Consider the following 20356-nt stretch of genomic DNA (forward strand, 5'->3'; position numbering starts at 1 on the left):
CCAGAAATTAACCAAGCTATAGAGTCCATAATCTGATGCCATCCAGGACACGCATTGACCAGAAATCCGTTGGCGAGTCGCGTCATTTCAACATGGCGACCCCATGGACCGCGATGCACCATCTCAACGTCAGACATCTGGTATCGTGATGTTCAACAAAGCCGATCCCAAACATTTTCCGTGTGCGTCGAGAGCAAGTGAACGTGTGACGCCCCCACCAAGCGCCTTTTGTAATACAAAATTCATCGCCCCGAGCCCGGGAAGCGTATGGCGCACCACATCCCCCAACACAACATCAGATAGGTGCATCTTCACACATTCTGCTGTCAGGTATTTTTCCAGGTGCCTGTAATCTTTGATGTCATATACTATAACGGAAAGATTTGAAATGTCTCCCTTGTCACCAGCGCGAGAATGCGCGATCTCACGAATTAACATGTTAGATTTCCTCATAATGAACAGTAGTCGGCACCAAGGCCTGCGGCAATAAAGTCGACCGAACGGCGACCACATCTTTGGCTGATTTTGTCGCACCACCACCACCTGCGGGCCCACATGTGTAAAGCGTCTCGACTTCATTACCTATTCGTACAGCTTCTTTCATCGTGCTGGTCCGACCAGCAACGCGAATGCGAACTTCATAGGGTTCTGGATTCGAGGCACTCAATGCGGAGCCGTGGATTGCATTGACACCTATCAGATCGTAACGTGTTTCCCCGACTTTCACGTCTGCAATTTTCAGACGTTCGGCAACAATGTCTAGTGCCAGCCGGGCACGCGCCAATGCACCCGGGCCGGCATATGACATTTGACCTTCGCCGATATAGCTATCGACATAACCAATCGATACTTTCAACATGCCTGTTTTTGGATGGCCTGTCGCCCCTCGAATGGCAACACGGTCCTTGCCGATTTCGGTGATAGTTACACCGGAAAAATCCGCTACTACGTCAGGAGTGAGATAGGCAGCCGGGTCGTGAATTTCATATAGCAATTGTTCCTTGCAAGTGGCTGCCGTGACACTACCGCCCGAACCAGCGACCTTGGTAATGATGACACTACCATCTTCAGAGACTTCACCAATTGGAAAGCCCAAGCGCGCCAGATTGGCGACGTCCTTGTAACCAGGATCGGCAAAATATCCACCGGTAATCTGTCCTGCGCACTCCAGCAAATGCCCCACCAGTGTGCCTTGGCCAAGGCGGTGCCAGTCGTCCATCGGCCAACCAAATGCATGAATGAGCGGTGCGAGCACCAAGGCAGGATCCGCCACGCGTCCTGTCACGATCACATCTGCACCTTGAGCCAGTGCATCCACAAGAGGTTGCGCACCAAGATAGGCATTCGCTGACAGCAACCTGCTCCCCAATTCTGTTACAAGTGATCCAGTATCGTCGAGATAGTTTCCATCTTGTACAACGGTCAGGACATCATCGCCGGAAACGGCTGCTATTTTCAGTTTTTCCAAGCCTAGCGTTCTGGCGATTTCCTTGATTTTCTCCACAGCCGCAAGCGGATTTGCAGCACCCATATTGGTAATGATCTTGATGCCTTTTTCATTGCAAATGCGTAGAACTGCATGCATCCTGTCCGCGAGCAAAGGATCATAGCCAAGCGTCGAATCTTTCATCTTCAATTGCTGAGCGAGGGCAATGGTACGTTCGGCCAGGCATTCAAAAATCAGATAGTCGATTTCCCCTTTTTCAGCTAATTCGATTGCTGGCTCAATACGATCGCCCGAGTAGCCCGCACCAGCCCCAATGCGTATGGTTTTTTTCATGGTCTTTTTCTTTCAGTTTCGAATGACATCAAAGCGGGAAAATGCCGAAGATAACGCAGGCAATGGTCATCACGATTGATGCGCCAAACAAGTACTTGAATGTATATTTCTGGTGATCGGCCAAATCAATACCGGCCAAACCGGCAACCAGAAAAGTGGCCGGTGTCAGCGGACTGACGGGAAACCCAGTAGTCATTTGTCCAAGCAGTGCGGCTTGTCCAACCTGAATCGACGGTACACCCAATAGATGTCCGACTTCGGCGATGACCGGCAGCACGCCAAAGTAGAACGAATCCGGGTCAAATAACAAGGACAGAGGCATCGATAAAAACCCCAATGCGACGGGAATATGCACCGCCATCTCTGGCGGCACAACACCAACAGCTGTCTTCGCCATGGCGGTAAGCATGCCCGACTTGGTCATGATGCCGGTAAAGACACCTGCGGCAAACAAAATGCTGGCCATCAGGAGGGCAGCTTTCGCATGGGCATCAACACGTGCCCGCTGCATGTCGACATTCGGGTAGTTAATTATCAACGCCAAAACAACACCAATCATGAACATGACAACCGGATCTACCTTGCCGCTAATCATTACACCAAGGACCGCGACTGTCAGCGCAATGTTGATCCAGAAGTTTTTGGGTCGGCGAATCTGTTTTTCTAATTCAGTCAGTTCATGCATGTGAACGAAGCCGACAGGTGCCCCCTTGGTCAAGCCAAGCCGGATTTCTTCTTTCCGTCCCAGCCAATACGAGACTCCAAAGACATAAGCCAGACCGATCAACTGAATTGGGATCAAAGGCGTAAAGATTTCGCTTACCGGAATATGAAGCGCAGCCGAGGCACGGATCAGCGGTCCTGTCCAGGGCAGAAAGTTAACACCAGCTGCAAGCGACGCAACGCATGCCAGAATGCGCTTGTCAATGCCAAGCCGGGTATACAGTGGAAGCATGGCGGGGATTGTCACGAGAAATGTCACTGCGCCAGAACCGTCAAGATGGATCAACAGCGCCAGCAAGGCAGTGCCGGGCACGATTCGCGTCGGGCGGCTTCCGACGACCCGCAATATACCGCTGATAACAGGATCGAGCATGCCCGCGTCGGTGACGATCCCGAAAAACAAAATCGCAAACACGAACATGCCTGCCACTGGCGCTATATTGGTAATCCCAGCAATGATGAATTTGGATGTCCCGAGACCGAATCCGCCGACCAATGCAGCAATGATCGGAATCGCAATGAGTGCCACTAAAGGTGACATCTTTTTGGTGAGGATGACCGCGAGTAAGACTGCGATCGTGATGAAACCGAGCAGTGCCAGCATGTTTGTCTCCGTTATATTAAAAATTGACGATGACTATCTGCGTAGTCAATACAACGATTCTGGCCCAAGCCATTTATATAGTAAAATTGATTTTTGCAATTAATTAACCTGATTTTTCAATTAATTATGCAAGCCAATATTTCGACAAAACTACTTCATGCCTTTCTTGCCCTTGCGGAGGTCAAGCACTTTACGCGTGCTGCTGAGCGCTGCCATTTATCACAATCGGCGTTTAGTACCGTAATTCAAAAGCTGGAAGCGGCGGTTGCCGTGCAACTAGTCGAGCGCGATACGCGCAACGTTACCTTGACGCCGGAAGGCGAATTGTTTGTCGAAGTGGCACGTGCGCTGGTGTCCGACATAGATGCCGCACTAAGCAATATGGCGGATTACATCGCCCGTCGCAAAGGAAGGGTGTCGATTGCAGCACTGCCATCGCTGGCGGCAAACGGCTTACCTGGTGTCATTGCAGAGTACAAGACGCAGTTCCCCGGCATTACAGTGCAACTGTTCGATGCTCTTTCAGACAAATGCCTGGGCTTACTGCGCGAAGGGAAAGTGGATTTTGCGCTGACTGCACCGGGTGTGAATCTCTCTGAATTCGACACCAGGACACTGTGTAGCGATCCGTTCTATCTCGTTTGCCGCCGCGATCACCCACTGGCAAAGCGCCGCCGCATCAAGTTGACGGAGTTGGCGGGTTGTGAATTGATCCATTTGGCGAAATCGACCAGCGTACGCCAGCATGTTGATCTGCTCACGCGAGGGGTTGCAGTCACTCATACCGGTCTTGAAGTTGAGCATCTCGCCACGGTCGCAGGCTTGATCGAGCATGGGTTAGGAGTGAGCCTCGTACCGGAATTGACGTTATTTCAGTTCAGAAGCCTTAATCTGGTTGCCGTCCCGGTTGAAGCCAGGCAATTGGTGCGCCCAATTCTGATTGTCAAACAAAAGGACCGCTCGCTTTCAATTGCGACCAAAGGTATGCTGGATTTGATTGAGCTTCGACTGAAATCCGTCGGGACTTCAAGTTGGCATCGAAGAGGTGCAGAATCGGCCATCCACATACTTCCATGACTTTCCGGTCTTCCTGAGCTTCACCATCGATTCGCGGGACATGATCAGCATCCTGCAGAATCGCTACACAATATAGCAAAGTCGCTGTTTACTCTCCATCACCGGAACGCATTTTGCAAAGTCAAACATCAGTTTTGAATTCTCGTGCGCGTGTCTACACTCAGACAAATCAATGCTGTAAGTATTGCCAGGCCTATGTGCGTTAGATATAGCTGCTGAAAGTCAGCCAATTGCGGCGCATTGTGGCCCACAAATGCGACAGTCGCGGACACCCCAAGCACCGCCCCTATCTGACGCACCGATTGGTTGACTGCACTACCGATACCAAAACGCTCAGGTGCGAGCCGCGCCACTGCGGCGCCACTTAGAGATGGCAACACCATACCGACTGCGGTGCCAGTCAAGACCATGGCTGGCAGCCAGATACCAAGGAAGTTGGGCACATTCCCTGCAAGAAGGTAGAGCCAAAGACCTCCCGCCGCGTAAAGCACGGAACCGGCGACCAGCAGCGGGCGGTGTCCGATACGTGTTGCCCGACGCCCCGCAATGATGGCTACTGGTACGACGAGCAAGGGGCCTGGCGACACTGCCAGCCCTGCCATAGGCAGCGAATAATGCCAAATCTGCATCAGAAAGAAGAACAGACCGAAGAACATCATGGCAAATGCAATACCAAACACCAAAGTCGCTATGTTCACATTGCGATAAGTAGAATCAGCAAACAGCGAAAGATCCAGCGCCGGGTGCGGTGTGTGCCGCGCCCAGGCCACGAAGCCCAACAGAACGCAAAAACCTGCGAACATCAACCCCACAACCGCAGGCGAACGCCAACCCAGTGCTTCTGACTGCACGATACCAAAGGCCAGTAAACCAACACCAGCCATCAACAGCGCCGTACCTGGAAGGTCAAACGACGTATCCATGTTTGCGTTACGCCACTCAGTGAGACGGTTACGGCCGTATACCCAGGCCACCAGCCCCAGCGGTAAATTGATGAAGAAGGCCCAGCGCCAACCCAGCGAAGCCACCATGGCTGCGCCCACGCTCGGCCCCAATGCAGCAGCCAATCCACCGACCGCTCCCCACAAACTGACCGCCACCGCGCGCCGTTCGATTGGAAAAGCGCCCAGGACCAATGCCAACGATGACGGAATGAGCAACGCAGCACCTACTGCCTGTAGCACCCGCGCGCTCACCAGCACACCGACGCCCGTAGCAAAGCCGCAGCCTGCCGATGCAAGCAGAAAGAGCATCAGACCAAGCAGGAAGATGCGCCTGCGCCCGTGCGTATCCGACAGCTTGCCAGCGGGTACCAGCAGTGCAGCATAAACAATCGTGTAGGCGTTAAGGACCCATGACATGTCTGCAGCAGTGCTGTCCGGGAAGCCCGCCCGCATTGCGCCAAAGGCAGCAAAAAGCACTGTTGTGTCGATCGAGACCAGAAATACAGCAATACTGGCTACAAAAAACACAGGCCAGGGCGTGCCTGGTCGTGCGTCATTCATCCCAGCATTCCAAGGTACATCGGCGGTTCTGCGGTCAAACCTGCGTGTACACTGCGCGTCACCTCATCGGCCAACAATTCGCTTTTTCCCGCTTCCAGTGCAGCAATTGCCAGACGCGCAATCTCGTCGGGGGAAGACTTGGGTCCAGGTACTCCACGTGCCATGTCGGTATCCATGAAAGCCACGTGCAGCGACAGTACTTCAGTGCCCTGGGCTTTCAGTTCCTGCCGCATCGCGTTGCTCAAGGCCCAGGCTGCGGCCTTGGACGCACTATAGCTACCAGTAATACCTGGCAGCGTGGCCCAGCTCAACGCCGAGATCACGTTGATAACAGCACTGCTGCTTTGGGCAGCCATCGTCGGTGCGAAGGCCTGCACCATGCGTAGCGGGCCGACGGCATTCGTCTCAAATTGCTGGTGTAACCGGTCGATGGCCATGGGGTCGAGCACGGGACCGGAGCCACCTATACCAGCGTTGTTGATCAATAAAGTCACATCACCCAATTCGCGGGCAAGTGCCTCAATCTGATCAGGGCGGGTCACGTCGAGGCGCACCGGCACCACGCCCTCCAACGTGATGGTGGAAGGATCGCGCGCAGCGGCATAGACCTTGGCAGCACCAGCAGCCAGCAGTGCACGGGCAAATGCAGAGCCCAGCCCACGATTAGCGCCTGTGACGAGTGCAACTGAACCTTGGATTTTCATGATGATTTCCTTCAATTGAGTTAAAAAGACGGCGGGATTCGTGACGCGATTTTAGTGACGCGACGCCAAATGAAGCATGACGTAGTGTTCATAGTGACCAACACCATTCTTCACAATGGGATCTTCCGAAGTTAACAAGGAAATATCCTGGTCGTCGGCAATTTGGTAAAGCGAAACCCCGTAGCCACCATTGGCCTCGATCACCGGGCCGTGGGCGACGATCAACCCTTTTTCCAGGAGGTTATTTAAGAAGGCACCATGCTGTCCCATCAATTTCTTCTCGTCGTCAGACATCGTTGCCAGGAAATCCGCACGTGGCGGAATAAATTTGCACAAATAGTATTTCATCGCTACACCTCATTAAAAAGTGGTCACATTCACGTTAATAAATAAGTGACAAAATTTATTTCGCCGTTCTGACACTGTTCAGTATTGAATTTTCAAACATTTTGGGAACATAGCTTTGCAGGAACAAAATCATACCCGTCATTTTTCCCACAGGATTGCTGAATCTGGGTTCATTCGTATTGATCAGCTTTGAAATGGTATTAACAACGGCATCGGGGGCCTCCGCTTCATCCATGCCTTTCTGTGTCGCTGCATTGACTTTTTTCCGGTACGAATCATAGTCAGTGATACTGCCTTTGTTAGCTGAAACCGAATTATGTCCAAGATTGGTTTTGAACCAGACTGGCTCAACCATGCTGACCTTGATATTGAAATGATCCAGCTCAAAACGCAAGGATTTGAAGTAACCCTGCACGGCATGTTTTGAGGCCGCGTAATAGGACAGATTCGGTGGGCCTATCAGACCCACGATAGAACTGACCGTGATGATTTGTCCATGTTTTTGAGCCCTGAAGTATGGCAACAAGGCATTGGTCACTTTAACCGTACCCCAGAAGTTGGTCTCAAATTGCTGCCTGCCAAGTTCAATAGATGTTTCTTCTGCGATGCCAGTGACCATGTAACCCGCATTGTTGACCAATACATCTAACTGCTTAGTGTGCTGGAACAACTCTTCAGTGAACGACTTGACAGAATTGTCGTCATCGATATTCAGGCGCAGCAATTTGAATGCCAGCTTCCCGGCATATTTTTCAGGCTCACGGCTGGTACCAATGACATTGAAACCCTGCAGATGAAGCTTATTGGCAAGCATCAGTCCAAAGCCTGACGATGCGCCGGTGATGAGTACTGTCTTTTTCATGTTATTTCCTTTTCTGTTCATATGTTTTTTCCAGATATCATGCGCATAGGCAATCTCGTCACTGGATTTTGGCCAACTGTGCTTGCCAATGCTCATGCGGTCATTGCTGCCACGCATTGCCAGACCATTCATTGCTAGACAAGTAAATGCTGCAACTCACCACTCTTCACCAGTGCCTGCAGCTCACTGGTGCCACCTATCAGCATACCGTTGGCGAAGATCATTGGAAAAGTAGGCCAGCCCGTCCACATTTTCAGCGCTGTACGGCGACGCCAGCCGCTTAAATAACTGCCATATTGCAAATACCGGTAGGGAATGCCTGCTGCATCCAGTAATTTCCTGGCATAGCGCGGAAAAGGATTCTGCGCCATGCCCACGACCACTAACTGGTGCGTTGCAATTGCCTTTTGCACCTCTTGCACGATATCCAAATGACTACCGGCAATCTGTTCCCGTATATGGCTATGAATATGCTCAGTTGCGAGTATCTGGCGGTTCATTGTTGTTATCCCTGTTTCTCGACGATGACTGAATCATGGTTATGAACTCCTGGTTTTACAAAGTGATGCGCTAATTAGTTTTTCAGAAATGTCTTGATATAACTGGACGCCAATTCAGGATACTGGTCTTGTGGTCCATGTCCTGCATCTGGAAATACAATAAACTGCGTCGTCGGCGCTTTTTTGATGAGCGGGTACCAGTTCTCGAACGAAAATGAAATATCGTGATCGCCAGAGATCACAAGCACTGGTGTTTTAAGAGTGGCATAGGTACCACGGAAATTTTCTGCATCTGCAACAATGGATGCGATGGGGGCAAAATATCGTTGCAGTACTTCAGGACGTTCAGGAACCTTGGAGTAGTCCATACGCCTCGAAATTCTCTCCAGCGATTTCTTTGCCGCTAACCTGCTTTTTTCAGATTTCGGCTCAAAAAATAAGGTGACATAGTCCTCAAATCCCAGGTCTTTGTTTGCCTTCATGCCACTTTCAGCAAACTTGGGGTCCATCGCAACTTCATTTTTACCCATGGGATTATTATCAATGAGGATGGTTTTCAGAATTCTGTCAGGGTTATAAAAGGTCACATATTGCGCAACCCAGCCGCCGTAAGACCATCCCATGACATTAAATTTATCGATCTTCAAATAATCGGCAAGCTGAGTCACTTCTGCCGCCAAATCTTGCATGGTCAGAGGCAACACGCCTTCTGAATATCCGATGCCCGACTGATCAAAAATGATCACTGTGTTTTCTTGCGCCAACAAGTCAAGAAACAGGGTATCCCAGGTGTCCAGGGTTCCTCTGAAGCGGTTAATCAGTATGACTGGTGTACCTTTACCCAATTTTCTGTAAGCAATTTTATGGTCACCAATATTTGCGTATTGTGTTTTGGCTTTTAATGCAGGAGATGATGAAGCTTGTACTGCACTATTTGCTTTCGAAAAGTTCTGTGAATAGCTGGCACTTGCCACTGACAGTAGCGCTGCAGCTAAAAGCGTAGAAACAAGTTTGATGCGTTTCATGTTAATGATTCTCCCAAAAAATATTGTCGGTGTTTGCGTATCTCTGAAGATCGGTTGCGAAGTAGTAACTTGAAAATCTGTGATCCGGCATCCGATTCAGACACTACTTTGCCTGCAAAACAAACGACTAACATTAGCTGAACGCGCCAACTTACTGGCAGAACGCGCCATGATGATTTCGCTAATCTGGCGCAATTTGCTATTGTGGTGGCGTGATCAGCAACATAGAATGCAGATATGAAACAGGACATTAAACCTTCTTTGAGTGGTCGCCGTGGCGCTATGTTGGACTATGCAGTCTGGCCGGGTTGGCGTTTGTTGATGCAAGATGCAGGACTGGCGACTTCCCCGGTGCTGCGCCGTGCACAGTTACCCGCTGATTTGTTTGCGCGTCAAAACGTCCGCTTGGGTTCGGCTGATTTTTTTAAGCTATGGGAAGCTATTGAAGCTGAAGCCAAATCCATAGATGCGAACTTGCCAGCCCCATTACGAATCGCCCAGGTGATGTCTTCGGATTGGTTCGACCCGGAACTTTTCGCGGCATTATGCAGTAGCAATATTGGCTGCGCTATCGATAGAATTGCCAAGTATGTGAGATTGATTGCGCCGATGGTGATCAAAATCCAGCGCACCACTTCTCACGCTACCGTCACCATCGATTTTCTGGATCATACAACGCCCCCACCAAGTGTGTTCCTGGCATTCAAGCTGATATTTTTTGTGCAACTAGCACGACTGGCAACACGCAGCAATGTACAACCATTGAGTGTGAGTTTGCCTTACTCGCCGGGTCTGGAAGCAGATTTGCTGACCTATCAATCGTATTTCGGTGTTCGCGTAACCAATACACCTGTGACCACCCTGGTATTCGCTGCTGCAGATGTTGAGCGCCCCTTCCTGACAGAAAACCACAAAATGTGGTTGTTCTTCGAGCCCTCTTTGCGTCAACGGCTGACCGATCTGGATAGAACGGCTGGCATGGCCGAACGAGTACGTAGTACCCTACTTGAGACATTACCAGCAGGTGAGGTATCGATGCAGGTGGTTAGTCGGAAACTCGGGGTCAGTACCCGCACATTACAGCGCAAGCTGAAGGAAGAAGGAACCACTTTCCAGCAGACGTTGGACAGCTTGCGTGATTCTCTGGCGCACCATTACCTGCGCAACACGACCATGTCGAGTGCGGAAATTTCATTCTTATTAGGTTTCGAAGAATCCAATTCTTTTACTCGTGCGTTTCTGGCATGGACCGGAAAAACACCGCAAACGGTACGATCTGAAATTTTCTTGGATGACAATCATTCGCGTACCGATTCTTCTTGATTTGTACTGAAATTTGACGCACTTTAACATGCAAAAAAGCGTGTACTGCAGGCGAAGTTGTAGCAACCGCCTTTGTCAATTACCGACTATACCGGTATCAATGCCTGGTGCGCATGGCAGGGCCTTCACTTTCTTTGAACTGGGCCAACCGCTGTTACGCGCGGTGCGTGCAAAGACAAAAACTTTGCCATTCAATGCGTATGCTGATGATGTATATCCGGGTAATGCGGATGTTTGTGTCTTACCGGATGATGCTGGTGCGGATGGGCATGCGGCTCGCTGCCATCCCATTCCCTATCATGCTCATGCAGGTGATGCAGGTCATGCGTATGCTCGTGCGCATGCAGGATAGACTCATGGGTATGTTCATGTTCATGGTTTTCAGTCAGGTGCAGCCAGATACCTGCCACCATCAAAAATGCTGCCAGCCAGAACATGCTGCCTGGCCGTTCACTCAGCAGCAATAAGGACACGACTGTGCCTACAAACGGTGCTGCCGAAAAATAGGCCCCGGTACGTGCCGCGCCCAGATGCCGCAGCGCCAGTACGAACATGACCAGGCTAAGACCATAACCACAAAACCCGATCAGGCCCACCGACAGCAAGGTGTAAGCATGGGGTAATTGATAGCCGGATAACAGGGCTAGACTCAGATTCACACTACCGGCTATCAGCCCCTTGATACCTGCAATTTGCACGGCATCACTGGCCGCCACCTTGCGCGTGAGGTTATTGTCAATTGCCCAGCACAGGCAAGCTGCGATGATGGCCACTGCACCCCAGGGCACACCCAGTACCGGCACCTGCTCCCAGGATAAAAGTGCACCTGCAACCACTATCAGCAGCATGCCCAGAAAAATGCGCCGGTCAAAATTTTCCTTGAAAACGAACCAGGCCAGCAATGCCGTCAATACGCCTTCCATGTTCAACAGCAGGGAAGTGGTCGAGGCCGGTGTCAGCCTTAAACCGGCCATCAACAACACTGGCCCGGCAATACCACCAGTGAGAATGGCAGCAGCAAGCCAGGGTACATCTGGCCGGGTGAGTGGCACGAATTTATCCTGCTTGCTACGAAAAATAGCCGCACGTAAAATAAAAATCAGCAGCAGGCCCAGACCACTACCCAGGTACAAGACAGCTGCCAGCATGACCGGTGCAATATCGGCCACCATGGTTTTGGCGTAGGGAGTACTGACACCGAACAGAACGGCTGCCAGCAATGCGTATATAACACCTTTGTGCATCAAATGTGCTCCTGCGATTATTCAAATCTGCTGCCTGTAGATAGGCGTCATCAATGACAACCATTGCCATGACTGCCAAGGTTACGTACAGGATGTTCTTCTGCAGTTCCCAAATTCTGCAAGATGCCGCAGTCTTTTGTGGCCTGGGTGGTCTTACACAGATTGCGCAAGGATTTTAATTGCAGCTCCAGCCCCTTCAGTTCCTTGATACGGTGGGCGACATGGCCGATATGCTTGTCCAGCAAGGCATTGACTTCGGAACAATTGTCTTCCGGCACATCACGGAACTGCAATAACTGGCGTATTTCATCCAGGGTCATATCCAGTGAACGACAATGCCGTATGAATTGCAGGCGTTCTGCGTGCACTTCGCCATACAGGCGGAAATTGCCCTGTGAACGGTTGGCCTGTGGCAGCAAGCCTTCTTTTTCATAGTAACGGATGGTTTCCACCAGACATCCAGAACGTTTTGCCAATTCGCCAATTTTCAATTCCATCTGCGTACCTCATTCATTTCAACATCAGCAGGACTTACACAAAATCATCCCAACAAGCAGCTGCAACGCCGCTGAGGCGATTTTTCGTCAGTCCAACAGTAGTGCTTGACTCTATACCTGCTACAGGGTGTCTAATACTCACTATACCCCCTTTTCGGAGCAAGCATGACGAACCGGCATCAACATGAACACGAGCACGAGCATGCGCACCCGCATCCCCACACCCATGCAGACTCACATGCGCATGGTCATCAGCATGCCCACACCTGCTGCGATCACGGCAATGTCAAAGTAATTGAAGATGTGGCAATAGCCACCTCAGATGTCGCCGCCCTGCCTGCCGGCACCTCCACCGTAGTGTATTCCATAGAAAACATGGATTGCCCTACTGAAGAGGGCCTGATCCGCAACAAGCTGGCCGGCATGCCTGGCATCATCAAGCTTCATTTCAATCTCATGCAGCGCAAATTGACGGTCAGCCATACGCTGGAAACCCAGGAGGCAATTCAAGCTGTCCTGACATCCATCAGCATGCAGGCGGTGCTGGTAAGTGAGAACGGTCGCAGTAATCAGGATGCGGCAACCGCACCGGCAGCCAATACAAGCAATGCAGCCCGAAAATGGTGGTGGTTAGGTGCCGGTGCAGTTGCGGCCATACTGGCCGAGGTGTTTACCTACATCGGCAGTTCGGAAATAGCTTCACCAGTCATTCTGTTATCCGGTTTTGCTATCCTGGTCAGTGGCACCAGCACGTATAAAAAAGGCTGGATTGCGCTGAAGAATTTTAATCTGAATATCAATGCCCTGATGACCATTGCAGTCACAGGCGCGGTCATCATCGGTCAATGGCCGGAAGCAGCGATGGTCATGGTCTTGTTCAGCCTGTCTGAAGCCATAGAAGCCATGTCGCTGGACCGTGCCCGAAATGCCATACGTGGACTGATGGCGATGACGCCTGAAAAAGCCAGTGTCATGCAAGCGGATGGTAGCTGGCAAGAACTGGAAGCCAAATCGATCGTCATCGGCACCACGGTCCGGGTCGCCCCCGGTGAACGCATCCCGCTGGATGGTGAACTGAGCAAGGGTCAGTCATCCGTCAACCAGGCCCCTATCACTGGCGAGAGCATACCTGTCGCTAAAATTGTCGGCGACAAGGTGTTTGCCGGCACCATCAATGAGACCGGGTCTTTTGAATACCGTGTGACGGCAGCGCAGACCGATTCCACGCTGTCACGCATCATCCATGCAGTGGAAGAAGCCCAGGGCAGCCGGGCACCGACGCAGCGCTTTGTCGATCAGTTTGCCAAGGTGTATACGCCCATCGTGTTTGTGCTGGCGCTGGGTGTCATGATCATCCCACCGCTGCTGCTGGGCTTGCCCTGGATGGTATGGGTATACAAGGCACTGGTCTTGCTGGTGATTGCCTGCCCATGTGCGCTGGTGGTTTCCACCCCGGTGACGGTGGTCAGCGGTTTGGCGGCTGCAGCAAAGGCTGGCATCCTGATCAAGGGTGGCGTCTATCTGGAAGAAGGCCGTAAGTTGAAATCGCTGGCGCTGGATAAAACCGGCACCATTACCCAGGGCAAGCCTGTCGTCACCGACATCAGGCTGCTGACTGGTGAACAACATACCGTGCTGCAGCTGGCAGCCAGCCTCGCGGGCCGCTCGGACCACCCGGTGTCAGGTGCCGTGACCGCACACTGGAAAACACAAGACAATGGCACTGCCGTATTTGAAGTCAGCCACTTCGAAGCATTGACCGGACGTGGCGTCAAAGGCCAAATTGCCGGTAAATGGTATTACCTGGGTAATCACCGCCTGATAGAAGAATTACAGATTTGCAGCCCGACCACCGAGGCCGTGCTATATACAATGGAAGCTGACGGCAAAACAGCAGTGATCATTGCAGATGAACAAGGACCACTTGCCATCATAGCCGTGGCAGATACCGTGCGCGAAAGCAGTCGTCAGGCGATTGCAGAATTGCATGCACTGGGCATTCGTACCGTGATGCTGACCGGCGACAATGAACTGACCGCAAAAGCCATTGCAAAAGATGTCGGGATTGATGATGCACGCGGCAATCTGCTGCCAGAAGATAAACTGGCTGCCATCAACGATGAACTGGCAAACCATGGCACGGTTGGGATGGTGGGTGACGGCATCAATGATGCCCCGGCGCTGGCCAAATCCAGCATAGGCTTTGCCATGGGTGCCGCCGGCACCGACACTGCACTGGAAACCGCCGATATCGCCCTGATGGATGATGACTTGCGCAAGATACCGCAATTCATACGCCTGAGCCGACGCACGGCTGCCATTCTGAAGCAGAACATCGCGCTGGCATTGGGGATCAAGCTGGTGTTCCTGATCATGGCCGTGATGGGCATTGCCACCTTGTGGATGGCTGTGTTTGCCGATATGGGGGCAAGTCTATTGGTGATTTTTAATGGGTTGCGCTTAGTACGTGGTGTCAAATAATTGATACAAATATCGCTTTTCTTGCCGGACCATCGACATAAAAAAGCCCAAAAGCAAATGCATGCTTTTGGGCTTTTTAAATCAATTAAATCTACCGGCAGTAGCGATTACTCGACCGCCTTTACCATGTCTTCAATGACTTTCTTGGCATCGCCAAACACCATCATGGTTTTATCCATGTAGAACAATTCATTGTCCAGACCTGCATAGCCAGAAGCCATGGAGCGCTTGTTGACAATGACGGTCTTGGCTTTGTAGGCTTCCAGGATGGGCATGCCGGCGATCGGCGATTTCGGGTCTTTTGCCGCCGGGTTCACCACGTCATTCGCACCCAATACCAGCACCACGTCAGCCTGACCAAATTCGTTGTTGATGTCTTCCATCTCGAACACCTGGTCATACGGTACTTCGGCTTCTGCCAGCAAGACGTTCATGTGACCAGGCATGCGCCCAGCCACCGGATGAATTGCATACTTGACCGTGATACCTTTGTGCGTCAGTTTTTCTGTCAGTTCTTTCAAAGCATGCTGGGCACGTGCAACTGCCAGACCGTAACCAGGAACGATGATGACCGTTTCTGCATTCCCGAGCAGGAAAGCGACGTCATCAGCAGAACCGGACTTGACCGCACGCTGCGCCTGGTCACCCGTAGCAGCAGTAGCCGCTTCGCCACCAAAACCACCCAGTATCACATTGAAGAAGGAACGGTTCATGGCCTTGCACATGATGTAAGACAGAATCGCACCAGAAGAACCCACCAGCGAACCAGCAATGATCAGCATGGAGTTATTCAGCGAAAAGCCGATACCCGCTGCCGCCCAGCCGGAATAGCTGTTCAACATCGATACCACCACCGGCATATCTGCGCCGCCGATAGGGATGATGATCAGCACGCCCAGTACAAAGGCTATCGCCGTCATGACGATGAACGGTGCCCAGTTTTGTGTCACGCAGAAAGCAATACCGAAAGCCAGCATGGCTATCGCCAGTATCAGGTTCAACTGATGCTGGCCCGCAAAACTGACCGGTGCGCCCTGGAACAAACGGAACTTGTATTTGCCCGACAATTTGCCGAAAGCGATGACGGAACCAGAGAAAGTAATCGCACCGACAAAAGTACCGATAAACAATTCCAGGCGATTACCGAAAGGAATAGGCTGGTCTCTTTGGACGATATTGAATACCCAGGGTTCAGACACGACAGCCACGGCGATACACACCGCTGCCAGACCGATCAATGAGTGCATCGCTGCGACCAGTTCCGGCATCTTGGTCATTTCTACACGCTTTGCCAGCGTGGCGCCAATGCCGCCACCGACCACCACGCCAATGATGACCAGGCCATAGCCCAGACCTGCACCGGCGCTTTCGTTTTTCAGTTTGACGATCAGGGCGATGGTAGTCGCGACTGCGATTGCCATGCCTATCATGCCGAAGCTGTTACCCCGGCGTGCCGTGGATGGATGGGACAAACCCTTGAGGGCCTGGATAAAGCAAACGGATGCGATCAGATAGAGCATCGTTACCAGATTCATGCTCATTATTTGTCCTCCTTCGGTGCTTTAGGTGCTTTGGGTTCTTTTTTCTTGAACATTTCCAGCATCCTCTGGGTTACCAGAAAACCGCCGAATACATTCACCGCCGCCAGTGCCACGGCGACAGTACCCATGACCTGGGCCAGTACGCCTTCAGTCAGGCCGGCAGCCAGCATGGCACCGACGATGATGATGGCAGAAATGGCATTGGTCACCGCCATCAAAGGCGTGTGCAGGGCCGGTGTTACTGTCCACACCACATGGTAACCGACGTAAATTGCCAGCACGAAGATGATGAGGTTGGTAAGGGTATGACTAACTTCCATGATGTCCTCTCTTTAATTGGATTGAGACATGCAAATCGCTATGACACGCTATGACAATAAGCACCTGGATTACGTCACTTATACTCTTTGATACTGGTGATCTGATTCTTGCCATTCACAAAAACGACATTCGGTTTATACGCTTTTGCTTCTTCTTCTGTCATCGGCGCATAGGTACAGATAATCATCAAATCGCCCAGTTGTACGCGGCGGGCTGCAGCGCCATTCAGTGAGATTTCACCACTGCCACGTTTGCCCTTGATGGCATAGGTGGAGAAGCGTTCACCGTTGTTGACGTTATACAGCTCTATCTGTTCGTTTTCGATGATGTTGGCAGCGTCGAGCAGATCTTCATCAATCCCACACGATCCTTCGTAATGCAGGTCACACTGGGTTACAGTTGCGCGATGAATTTTGGCGCGGAGCATATTTCTTTGCATGGTCTTTCTACTTTCTGATACTAAAAAATTCTTAAACCTTGACTCTGTAATCTATTTCTATATTTCTTTATTTTTTATTTCTTTAAAACTTCACCAGCCGAGCACACCAGGGTGGCAGCGATGATTTCATCTTCACGGTTAATCGCCAGTGCGGCATCCTTGTCAATGATGAGCTTGAGGAAATCCAGCACGTTACGAGCGTACAAGGCCGATGCATCGGCTGCCACCAGAGTCGCCAGATTAGGCTCACCGATGATGTGTACGCCGTATTTGGTGACGGTCTTGTTGAGTTCAGACAAGGGGCAATTGCCGCCCTGCTCTACCGCCATATCAACGATGACCGAACCTGGTTTCATGGCCTTGACGGTTTCTTCAGAAATCAGGATTGGTGCCTTGCGACCAGGGATCAATGCGGTGGTGATGATGATGTCGGCCTGTTTGGCACGTTCATGCACCAGGGCAGCCTGTCTTTCCATCCATGCTGCGGGCATGGAACGGGCATAACCGCCTGCACCTTTGGCAATTTCACGCTCTTCATCAGTCTCATACGGCACATCGATAAATTTTGCACCCAGCGATTCAACCTGTTCCTTGACCGGTGGGCGTACATCCGATGCTTCAATCACTGCCCCCAGGCGCTTGGCCGTGGCAATCGCTTGCAAGCCCGCTACACCCACACCCATGATCAGTACGCGTGCCGCCTTGACCGTACCCGCCGCTGTCATCAGCATGGGCATGAAGCGTTGATAGGTATTGGCGGCCAGCATGACAGCCTTGTAACCGGCGATATTGGCTTGCGAAGACAAGACATCAAGCGACTGCGCACGGGTAATGCGCGGTGCCGCTTCGAGTGCAAATGCGGACAGGCCGTGTGTGGCCATTGCCGCAATATTGTCTGCGTCAAAAGGATTGAGCATGCCTACCAAGACCGTGCCTGATTTCATCAGACTGCGTTCTGCTGCGTCCGGTGCACGCACTTTCAAGACCAGTTCGGCACCAAAGGCATCGGCTGCGCTACCAATTTCAGCACCGGCTGCCTGGTAGGCTTCGTCGGTAATGCTGGAAGCCACGCCAGCACCTGACTGCACGATCACCTGATGCTTGGCTGCGACATATTTTTTTATCGTTTCTGGGGTTGCCGCAACACGCGTCTCCCCCGGCCGTGACTCGGCGGGAATGCCGATTTTCATAGATTGCTCCCTGATGTGAATAAATCCGGTGAATAAATTCCGTACTGATAATTCTGTACTGTTTTGGCCAAGGGTAAGCTCTGGCCTCAAGACTAATTTTGCCCGACCGGGTTGTATGACAACTTATGCAATTCTTACCCGAATCTTACATTTAATATTCGACAACGATATTACACGCAAAGTGTTTTTTAGCACAACCGTTCGTTTTTCTTGATTCTTTGGTTGTTACGACTTCAATTGCAGGATGCAAGCTGCTTTTCAGACTCAGGAAATGATTTATTTCTTGATTAAAAACAGTCACTTAAAGAAAATTCTTCAAGCCGCATCAGTTTGGTGCAAATTAAAAAGCAGGAATTTTGCTATCGATAATCGGGCCATAGATAAATTACGCATTAGCTAATTCGCTTTCAAATTTGCTGGATTGCCACACAAAATCTAAGGGCAAAGTAAAATGTCGGACTTACTGGGAAATGCTATGTCTGCCATTTGGAAACCCTCCGTCACTGTAGCCGCAATTATCGAACGCGACCAACAGTTTTTCATGATTGAAGAAGAAACACCTGACGGTATCCGCATCAATCAACCTGCCGGCCATCTGGACCCGGATGAATCGCTGGAACAGGCTGTCATCCGTGAAACCCTGGAAGAAACCGCACACGCTTTCATACCTACCGACTTGATAGGTACGTACATGTCGCGTTTCATTTCCCCCACAACAGGTGAGGCCGTGACTTACCTGCGCTTTGCTTTCAGCGGTGAACTGGGTGCGGCACAGGACAGGCAACTCGATACCGGCATCCTGCGCACCGTGTGGATGAGCTATGCAGACTTGCTGGCGTCACAGGACAGGCATCGCAGCCCTTTGGTCATGCAATGCATCAATGATTATTTGCAGGGCAAGCGCGCGCCGCTATCCCTGTTGTTTACCCATCCAAGCGCACTTGGAAACTTGGAACATCAATAATGAGCAAGAAAAAAGTCGTAATCGGCATGTCTGGCGGTGTGGATTCTTCGGTATCCGCCTGGCTGCTGAAAGAACAGGGTTATGAAGTCATCGGCCTGTTCATGAAAAACTGGGAAGATGATGACGATTCCGAATACTGCTCGACCCGTGAAGACTGGATCGATGCCGTCAGCGTCGCCGACGTGGTCGGTGTCGATATCGAAGCCGTAAATTTTGCCAGCGAATACAAGGACCGCGTATTTGCCGAATTCCTGCGTGAATACCAGGCTGGCCGCACGCCGAACCCGGACGTACTGTGCAATGCCGAAATCAAGTTCAAGGCCTTTCTTGACCACGCAATGAAGCTGGGGGCCGATTACATCGCCACAGGCCACTATGCGCGCGTGCGCGAAATGAATGGCCAGTTCCAGTTGCTGAAAGCGATCGATGCCAGCAAGGACCAAAGCTATTTCCTGCACAGGCTGAACCAGCAGCAACTGGCGAATACCCTGTTCCCGCTAGGAGAAATCCACAAGACGGAAGTGCGCAAGATCGCCGAACAACTGCAATTGCCCAACGCGAAGAAAAAAGATTCGACCGGCATCTGTTTCATCGGTGAACGCCCTTTCCGTGAATTCCTGAACCGGTATCTGTCCTATAAGCCAGGTGACATCCAGACCCCGGAAGGCGAAGTCATAGGTCAACACGTGGGCCTGAGCTTCTATACCCTGGGGCAAAGAAAGGGCATAGGCATAGGCGGCATCAAATCCCATCAAAATGCCGACGGCAGCAGCGATGCCTGGTATGTGGCAAAAAAGGATGTCGCAGCCAATACCCTGTACGCAGTGCAAGGACATGAGCATCCATGGCTGCTGTCAGAGTCGCTGGAAGCCGGACAAGTCAGCTGGGTAGCGGGCCATGCGCCACCCGCAGGCGACCTGTCAGCCAAGACACGCTATCGCCAGCCCGATGTCGCCTGCGAGTTCAACGGTGACGAGCAACGTTTTTCCCTGGACTTCCCGCAGGCACAATGGGCTGTCACTCCAGGGCAATCTGCGGTCCTGTACGATGGGGATGTCTGCCTGGGAGGTGGTATTATCGATACCGCTGCACGCGCCCACACGGCAAGCTGATCAGCGGCTTACCTCCCTGCCAGATAAATGCGTACCTGTATTTGTCTGGCCAGCACACAAAACAGCCCTCGCTATCCCGAATCAGGGCAAAACATGACAAAAACCAGGGTAAAAAC

At 51.5% G+C, this 20356-nt stretch carries 20 protein-coding genes; 5 read left to right on the forward strand and 15 right to left on the reverse strand.

The features are described from left to right. Positions 1–129: 129 nt before the first annotated feature. Genes ACO0K9_RS22575 through ACO0K9_RS22585 form a run of 3 tightly spaced genes read right to left on the reverse strand, consistent with a single transcriptional unit; the run spans position 130 to position 3107 of the window. Positions 130–438 (reverse strand): AtuA-related protein, encoded by a 309-nt coding sequence (locus ACO0K9_RS22575; protein ID WP_422988647.1) that lies wholly within the window; start codon positions 436–438, stop codon positions 130–132. A 1-nt stretch (position 439) separates the two neighbouring features. Continuing rightward, positions 440–1780: an acyclic terpene utilization AtuA family protein gene (locus ACO0K9_RS22580; protein WP_422988649.1), complete on the reverse strand. Its 1341-nt coding sequence runs from the start codon at positions 1778–1780 to the stop codon at positions 440–442. 28 nt (positions 1781–1808) lie between these two features. After that, positions 1809–3107, reverse strand: a complete 1299-nt coding sequence (locus ACO0K9_RS22585; RefSeq protein ID WP_422988651.1) for a CitMHS family transporter — start codon at positions 3105–3107, stop codon at positions 1809–1811. Between the two features lie 126 nt (positions 3108–3233). On the opposite strand from ACO0K9_RS22585, the gene ACO0K9_RS22590 reads away from it, so the two are divergent. Beyond that, entirely contained in the window at positions 3234–4184 is a 951-nt protein-coding gene (locus ACO0K9_RS22590; RefSeq protein ID WP_422988743.1) for a LysR family transcriptional regulator, read from the forward strand. Positions 4185–4312: 128 nt separating this feature from the next. Here the strand turns inward: ACO0K9_RS22590 and ACO0K9_RS22595 are convergent, their stop codons facing one another. The 6 genes from ACO0K9_RS22595 to ACO0K9_RS22620 form a co-directional block, all read right to left on the reverse strand. After that, positions 4313–5689, reverse strand: coding sequence for an MFS transporter (locus ACO0K9_RS22595; RefSeq protein WP_422988653.1), 1377 nt, complete (start codon positions 5687–5689; stop codon positions 4313–4315). Continuing rightward, positions 5686–6393, reverse strand: coding sequence for an SDR family oxidoreductase (locus tag ACO0K9_RS22600; RefSeq protein WP_422988655.1), 708 nt, complete (start codon positions 6391–6393; stop codon positions 5686–5688). Before ACO0K9_RS22600 ends, ACO0K9_RS22595 begins: the two co-directional genes overlap by 4 nt. Before the next feature lie 51 nt (positions 6394–6444). Beyond that, on the reverse strand, positions 6445–6741 hold the full coding sequence (locus tag ACO0K9_RS22605; RefSeq protein WP_422988657.1) for a YciI family protein: 297 nt from the start codon (positions 6739–6741) through the stop codon (positions 6445–6447). Between the two features lie 55 nt (positions 6742–6796). Beyond that, positions 6797–7603 carry an SDR family NAD(P)-dependent oxidoreductase gene (locus ACO0K9_RS22610; RefSeq protein WP_422988659.1) on the reverse strand — a complete coding sequence of 269 codons (807 nt, stop codon included), beginning with the start codon at positions 7601–7603 and terminating at the stop codon, positions 6797–6799. A gap of 134 nt (positions 7604–7737) precedes the next feature. Continuing rightward, complete coding sequence (locus ACO0K9_RS22615) at positions 7738–8103, reverse strand: glutaredoxin domain-containing protein (RefSeq protein ID WP_422988661.1); 366 nt, start codon at positions 8101–8103, stop codon at positions 7738–7740. 74 nt (positions 8104–8177) lie between these two features. Next, positions 8178–9128, reverse strand: coding sequence for an alpha/beta fold hydrolase (locus tag ACO0K9_RS22620; protein WP_422988663.1), 951 nt, complete (start codon positions 9126–9128; stop codon positions 8178–8180). A gap of 237 nt (positions 9129–9365) precedes the next feature. Here ACO0K9_RS22620 and ACO0K9_RS22625 point away from each other — a divergent pair, with 237 nt between their 5' ends. Beyond that, positions 9366–10451: an AraC family transcriptional regulator ligand-binding domain-containing protein gene (locus ACO0K9_RS22625; RefSeq protein ID WP_422988665.1), complete on the forward strand. Its 1086-nt coding sequence runs from the start codon at positions 9366–9368 to the stop codon at positions 10449–10451. A 191-nt stretch (positions 10452–10642) separates the two neighbouring features. Here ACO0K9_RS22625 and ACO0K9_RS22630 read toward each other — a convergent pair whose 3' ends face one another. Together ACO0K9_RS22630 and cadR are read right to left on the reverse strand one after the other, a co-directional pair. Then, positions 10643–11695, reverse strand: a complete 1053-nt coding sequence (locus tag ACO0K9_RS22630; RefSeq protein ID WP_422988667.1) for a DMT family transporter — start codon at positions 11693–11695, stop codon at positions 10643–10645. Between the two features lie 50 nt (positions 11696–11745). Beyond that, positions 11746–12192 carry a Cd(II)/Pb(II)-responsive transcriptional regulator gene (cadR, locus tag ACO0K9_RS22635; protein WP_422988669.1) on the reverse strand — a complete coding sequence of 149 codons (447 nt, stop codon included), beginning with the start codon at positions 12190–12192 and terminating at the stop codon, positions 11746–11748. A gap of 165 nt (positions 12193–12357) precedes the next feature. On the opposite strand from cadR, the gene ACO0K9_RS22640 reads away from it, so the two are divergent. Beyond that, entirely contained in the window at positions 12358–14673 is a 2316-nt protein-coding gene (locus ACO0K9_RS22640) for a heavy metal translocating P-type ATPase (RefSeq protein ID WP_422988671.1), read from the forward strand. Positions 14674–14780: 107 nt separating this feature from the next. Here ACO0K9_RS22640 and ACO0K9_RS22645 read toward each other — a convergent pair whose 3' ends face one another. From ACO0K9_RS22645 to ACO0K9_RS22660, 4 genes are all read right to left on the reverse strand, one after another. After that, the gene (locus ACO0K9_RS22645) at positions 14781–16214 is read right to left on the reverse strand and encodes an NAD(P)(+) transhydrogenase (Re/Si-specific) subunit beta (protein WP_422988673.1); all 1434 of its coding nucleotides are present in this window, start codon (positions 16212–16214) and stop codon (positions 14781–14783) included. Beyond that, on the reverse strand, positions 16214–16534 hold the full coding sequence (locus tag ACO0K9_RS22650; RefSeq protein ID WP_422988675.1) for an NAD(P) transhydrogenase subunit alpha: 321 nt from the start codon (positions 16532–16534) through the stop codon (positions 16214–16216). Before ACO0K9_RS22650 ends, ACO0K9_RS22645 begins: the two co-directional genes overlap by 1 nt. 74 nt (positions 16535–16608) lie before the next feature. Beyond that, a complete protein-coding gene (panD, locus tag ACO0K9_RS22655) occupies positions 16609–16974 on the reverse strand; it encodes an aspartate 1-decarboxylase (RefSeq protein WP_110255112.1) in 366 nt (121 codons plus the stop codon). Between the two features lie 74 nt (positions 16975–17048). Continuing rightward, positions 17049–18164, reverse strand: coding sequence for a Re/Si-specific NAD(P)(+) transhydrogenase subunit alpha (locus ACO0K9_RS22660; protein ID WP_422988677.1), 1116 nt, complete (start codon positions 18162–18164; stop codon positions 17049–17051). Positions 18165–18639: 475 nt separating this feature from the next. On the opposite strand from ACO0K9_RS22660, the gene ACO0K9_RS22665 reads away from it, so the two are divergent. Next, positions 18640–19128: an NUDIX hydrolase gene (locus tag ACO0K9_RS22665; protein ID WP_422988679.1), complete on the forward strand. Its 489-nt coding sequence runs from the start codon at positions 18640–18642 to the stop codon at positions 19126–19128. Next, on the forward strand, positions 19128–20240 hold the full coding sequence (gene mnmA / locus ACO0K9_RS22670; protein ID WP_422988681.1) for a tRNA 2-thiouridine(34) synthase MnmA: 1113 nt from the start codon (positions 19128–19130) through the stop codon (positions 20238–20240). Before ACO0K9_RS22665 ends, mnmA begins: the two co-directional genes overlap by 1 nt. Positions 20241–20356 lie beyond the last annotated feature (116 nt).

Origin of the sequence: Undibacterium sp. Ji50W (assembly GCF_049340445.1) — a bacterium.
Lineage (GTDB): Bacteria > Pseudomonadota > Gammaproteobacteria > Burkholderiales > Burkholderiaceae_D > Undibacterium.

Excerpts from the sequence above, each read along its gene's own strand:
- ACO0K9_RS22595 (WP_422988653.1), bottom strand. The coding sequence starts at position 5,689 with ATGAATGACGCACGACCAGGCACGCCCTGGCCTGTGTTTTTTGTAGCC.
- ACO0K9_RS22640 (WP_422988671.1), top strand. The coding sequence starts at position 12,358 with ATGACGAACCGGCATCAACATGAACACGAGCACGAGCATGCGCACCCG.
- cadR (WP_422988669.1), bottom strand. The coding sequence starts at position 12,192 with ATGGAATTGAAAATTGGCGAATTGGCAAAACGTTCTGGATGTCTGGTG.
- ACO0K9_RS22585 (WP_422988651.1), bottom strand. The coding sequence starts at position 3,107 with ATGCTGGCACTGCTCGGTTTCATCACGATCGCAGTCTTACTCGCGGTC.
- ACO0K9_RS22615 (WP_422988661.1), bottom strand. The coding sequence starts at position 8,103 with ATGAACCGCCAGATACTCGCAACTGAGCATATTCATAGCCATATACGG.
- ACO0K9_RS22660 (WP_422988677.1), bottom strand. The coding sequence starts at position 18,164 with ATGAAAATCGGCATTCCCGCCGAGTCACGGCCGGGGGAGACGCGTGTT.
- ACO0K9_RS22665 (WP_422988679.1), top strand. The coding sequence starts at position 18,640 with ATGTCTGCCATTTGGAAACCCTCCGTCACTGTAGCCGCAATTATCGAA.
- ACO0K9_RS22625 (WP_422988665.1), top strand. The coding sequence starts at position 9,366 with ATGAAACAGGACATTAAACCTTCTTTGAGTGGTCGCCGTGGCGCTATG.
- ACO0K9_RS22610 (WP_422988659.1), bottom strand. The coding sequence starts at position 7,603 with ATGAAAAAGACAGTACTCATCACCGGCGCATCGTCAGGCTTTGGACTG.
- ACO0K9_RS22650 (WP_422988675.1), bottom strand. The coding sequence starts at position 16,534 with ATGGAAGTTAGTCATACCCTTACCAACCTCATCATCTTCGTGCTGGCA.
- panD (WP_110255112.1), bottom strand. The coding sequence starts at position 16,974 with ATGCAAAGAAATATGCTCCGCGCCAAAATTCATCGCGCAACTGTAACC.
- ACO0K9_RS22605 (WP_422988657.1), bottom strand. The coding sequence starts at position 6,741 with ATGAAATACTATTTGTGCAAATTTATTCCGCCACGTGCGGATTTCCTG.
- ACO0K9_RS22600 (WP_422988655.1), bottom strand. The coding sequence starts at position 6,393 with ATGAAAATCCAAGGTTCAGTTGCACTCGTCACAGGCGCTAATCGTGGG.
- ACO0K9_RS22620 (WP_422988663.1), bottom strand. The coding sequence starts at position 9,128 with ATGAAACGCATCAAACTTGTTTCTACGCTTTTAGCTGCAGCGCTACTG.
- ACO0K9_RS22630 (WP_422988667.1), bottom strand. The coding sequence starts at position 11,695 with ATGCACAAAGGTGTTATATACGCATTGCTGGCAGCCGTTCTGTTCGGT.
- ACO0K9_RS22575 (WP_422988647.1), bottom strand. The coding sequence starts at position 438 with ATGTTAATTCGTGAGATCGCGCATTCTCGCGCTGGTGACAAGGGAGAC.
- ACO0K9_RS22580 (WP_422988649.1), bottom strand. The coding sequence starts at position 1,780 with ATGAAAAAAACCATACGCATTGGGGCTGGTGCGGGCTACTCGGGCGAT.
- ACO0K9_RS22590 (WP_422988743.1), top strand. The coding sequence starts at position 3,234 with ATGCAAGCCAATATTTCGACAAAACTACTTCATGCCTTTCTTGCCCTT.
- ACO0K9_RS22645 (WP_422988673.1), bottom strand. The coding sequence starts at position 16,214 with ATGAGCATGAATCTGGTAACGATGCTCTATCTGATCGCATCCGTTTGC.
- mnmA (WP_422988681.1), top strand. The coding sequence starts at position 19,128 with ATGAGCAAGAAAAAAGTCGTAATCGGCATGTCTGGCGGTGTGGATTCT.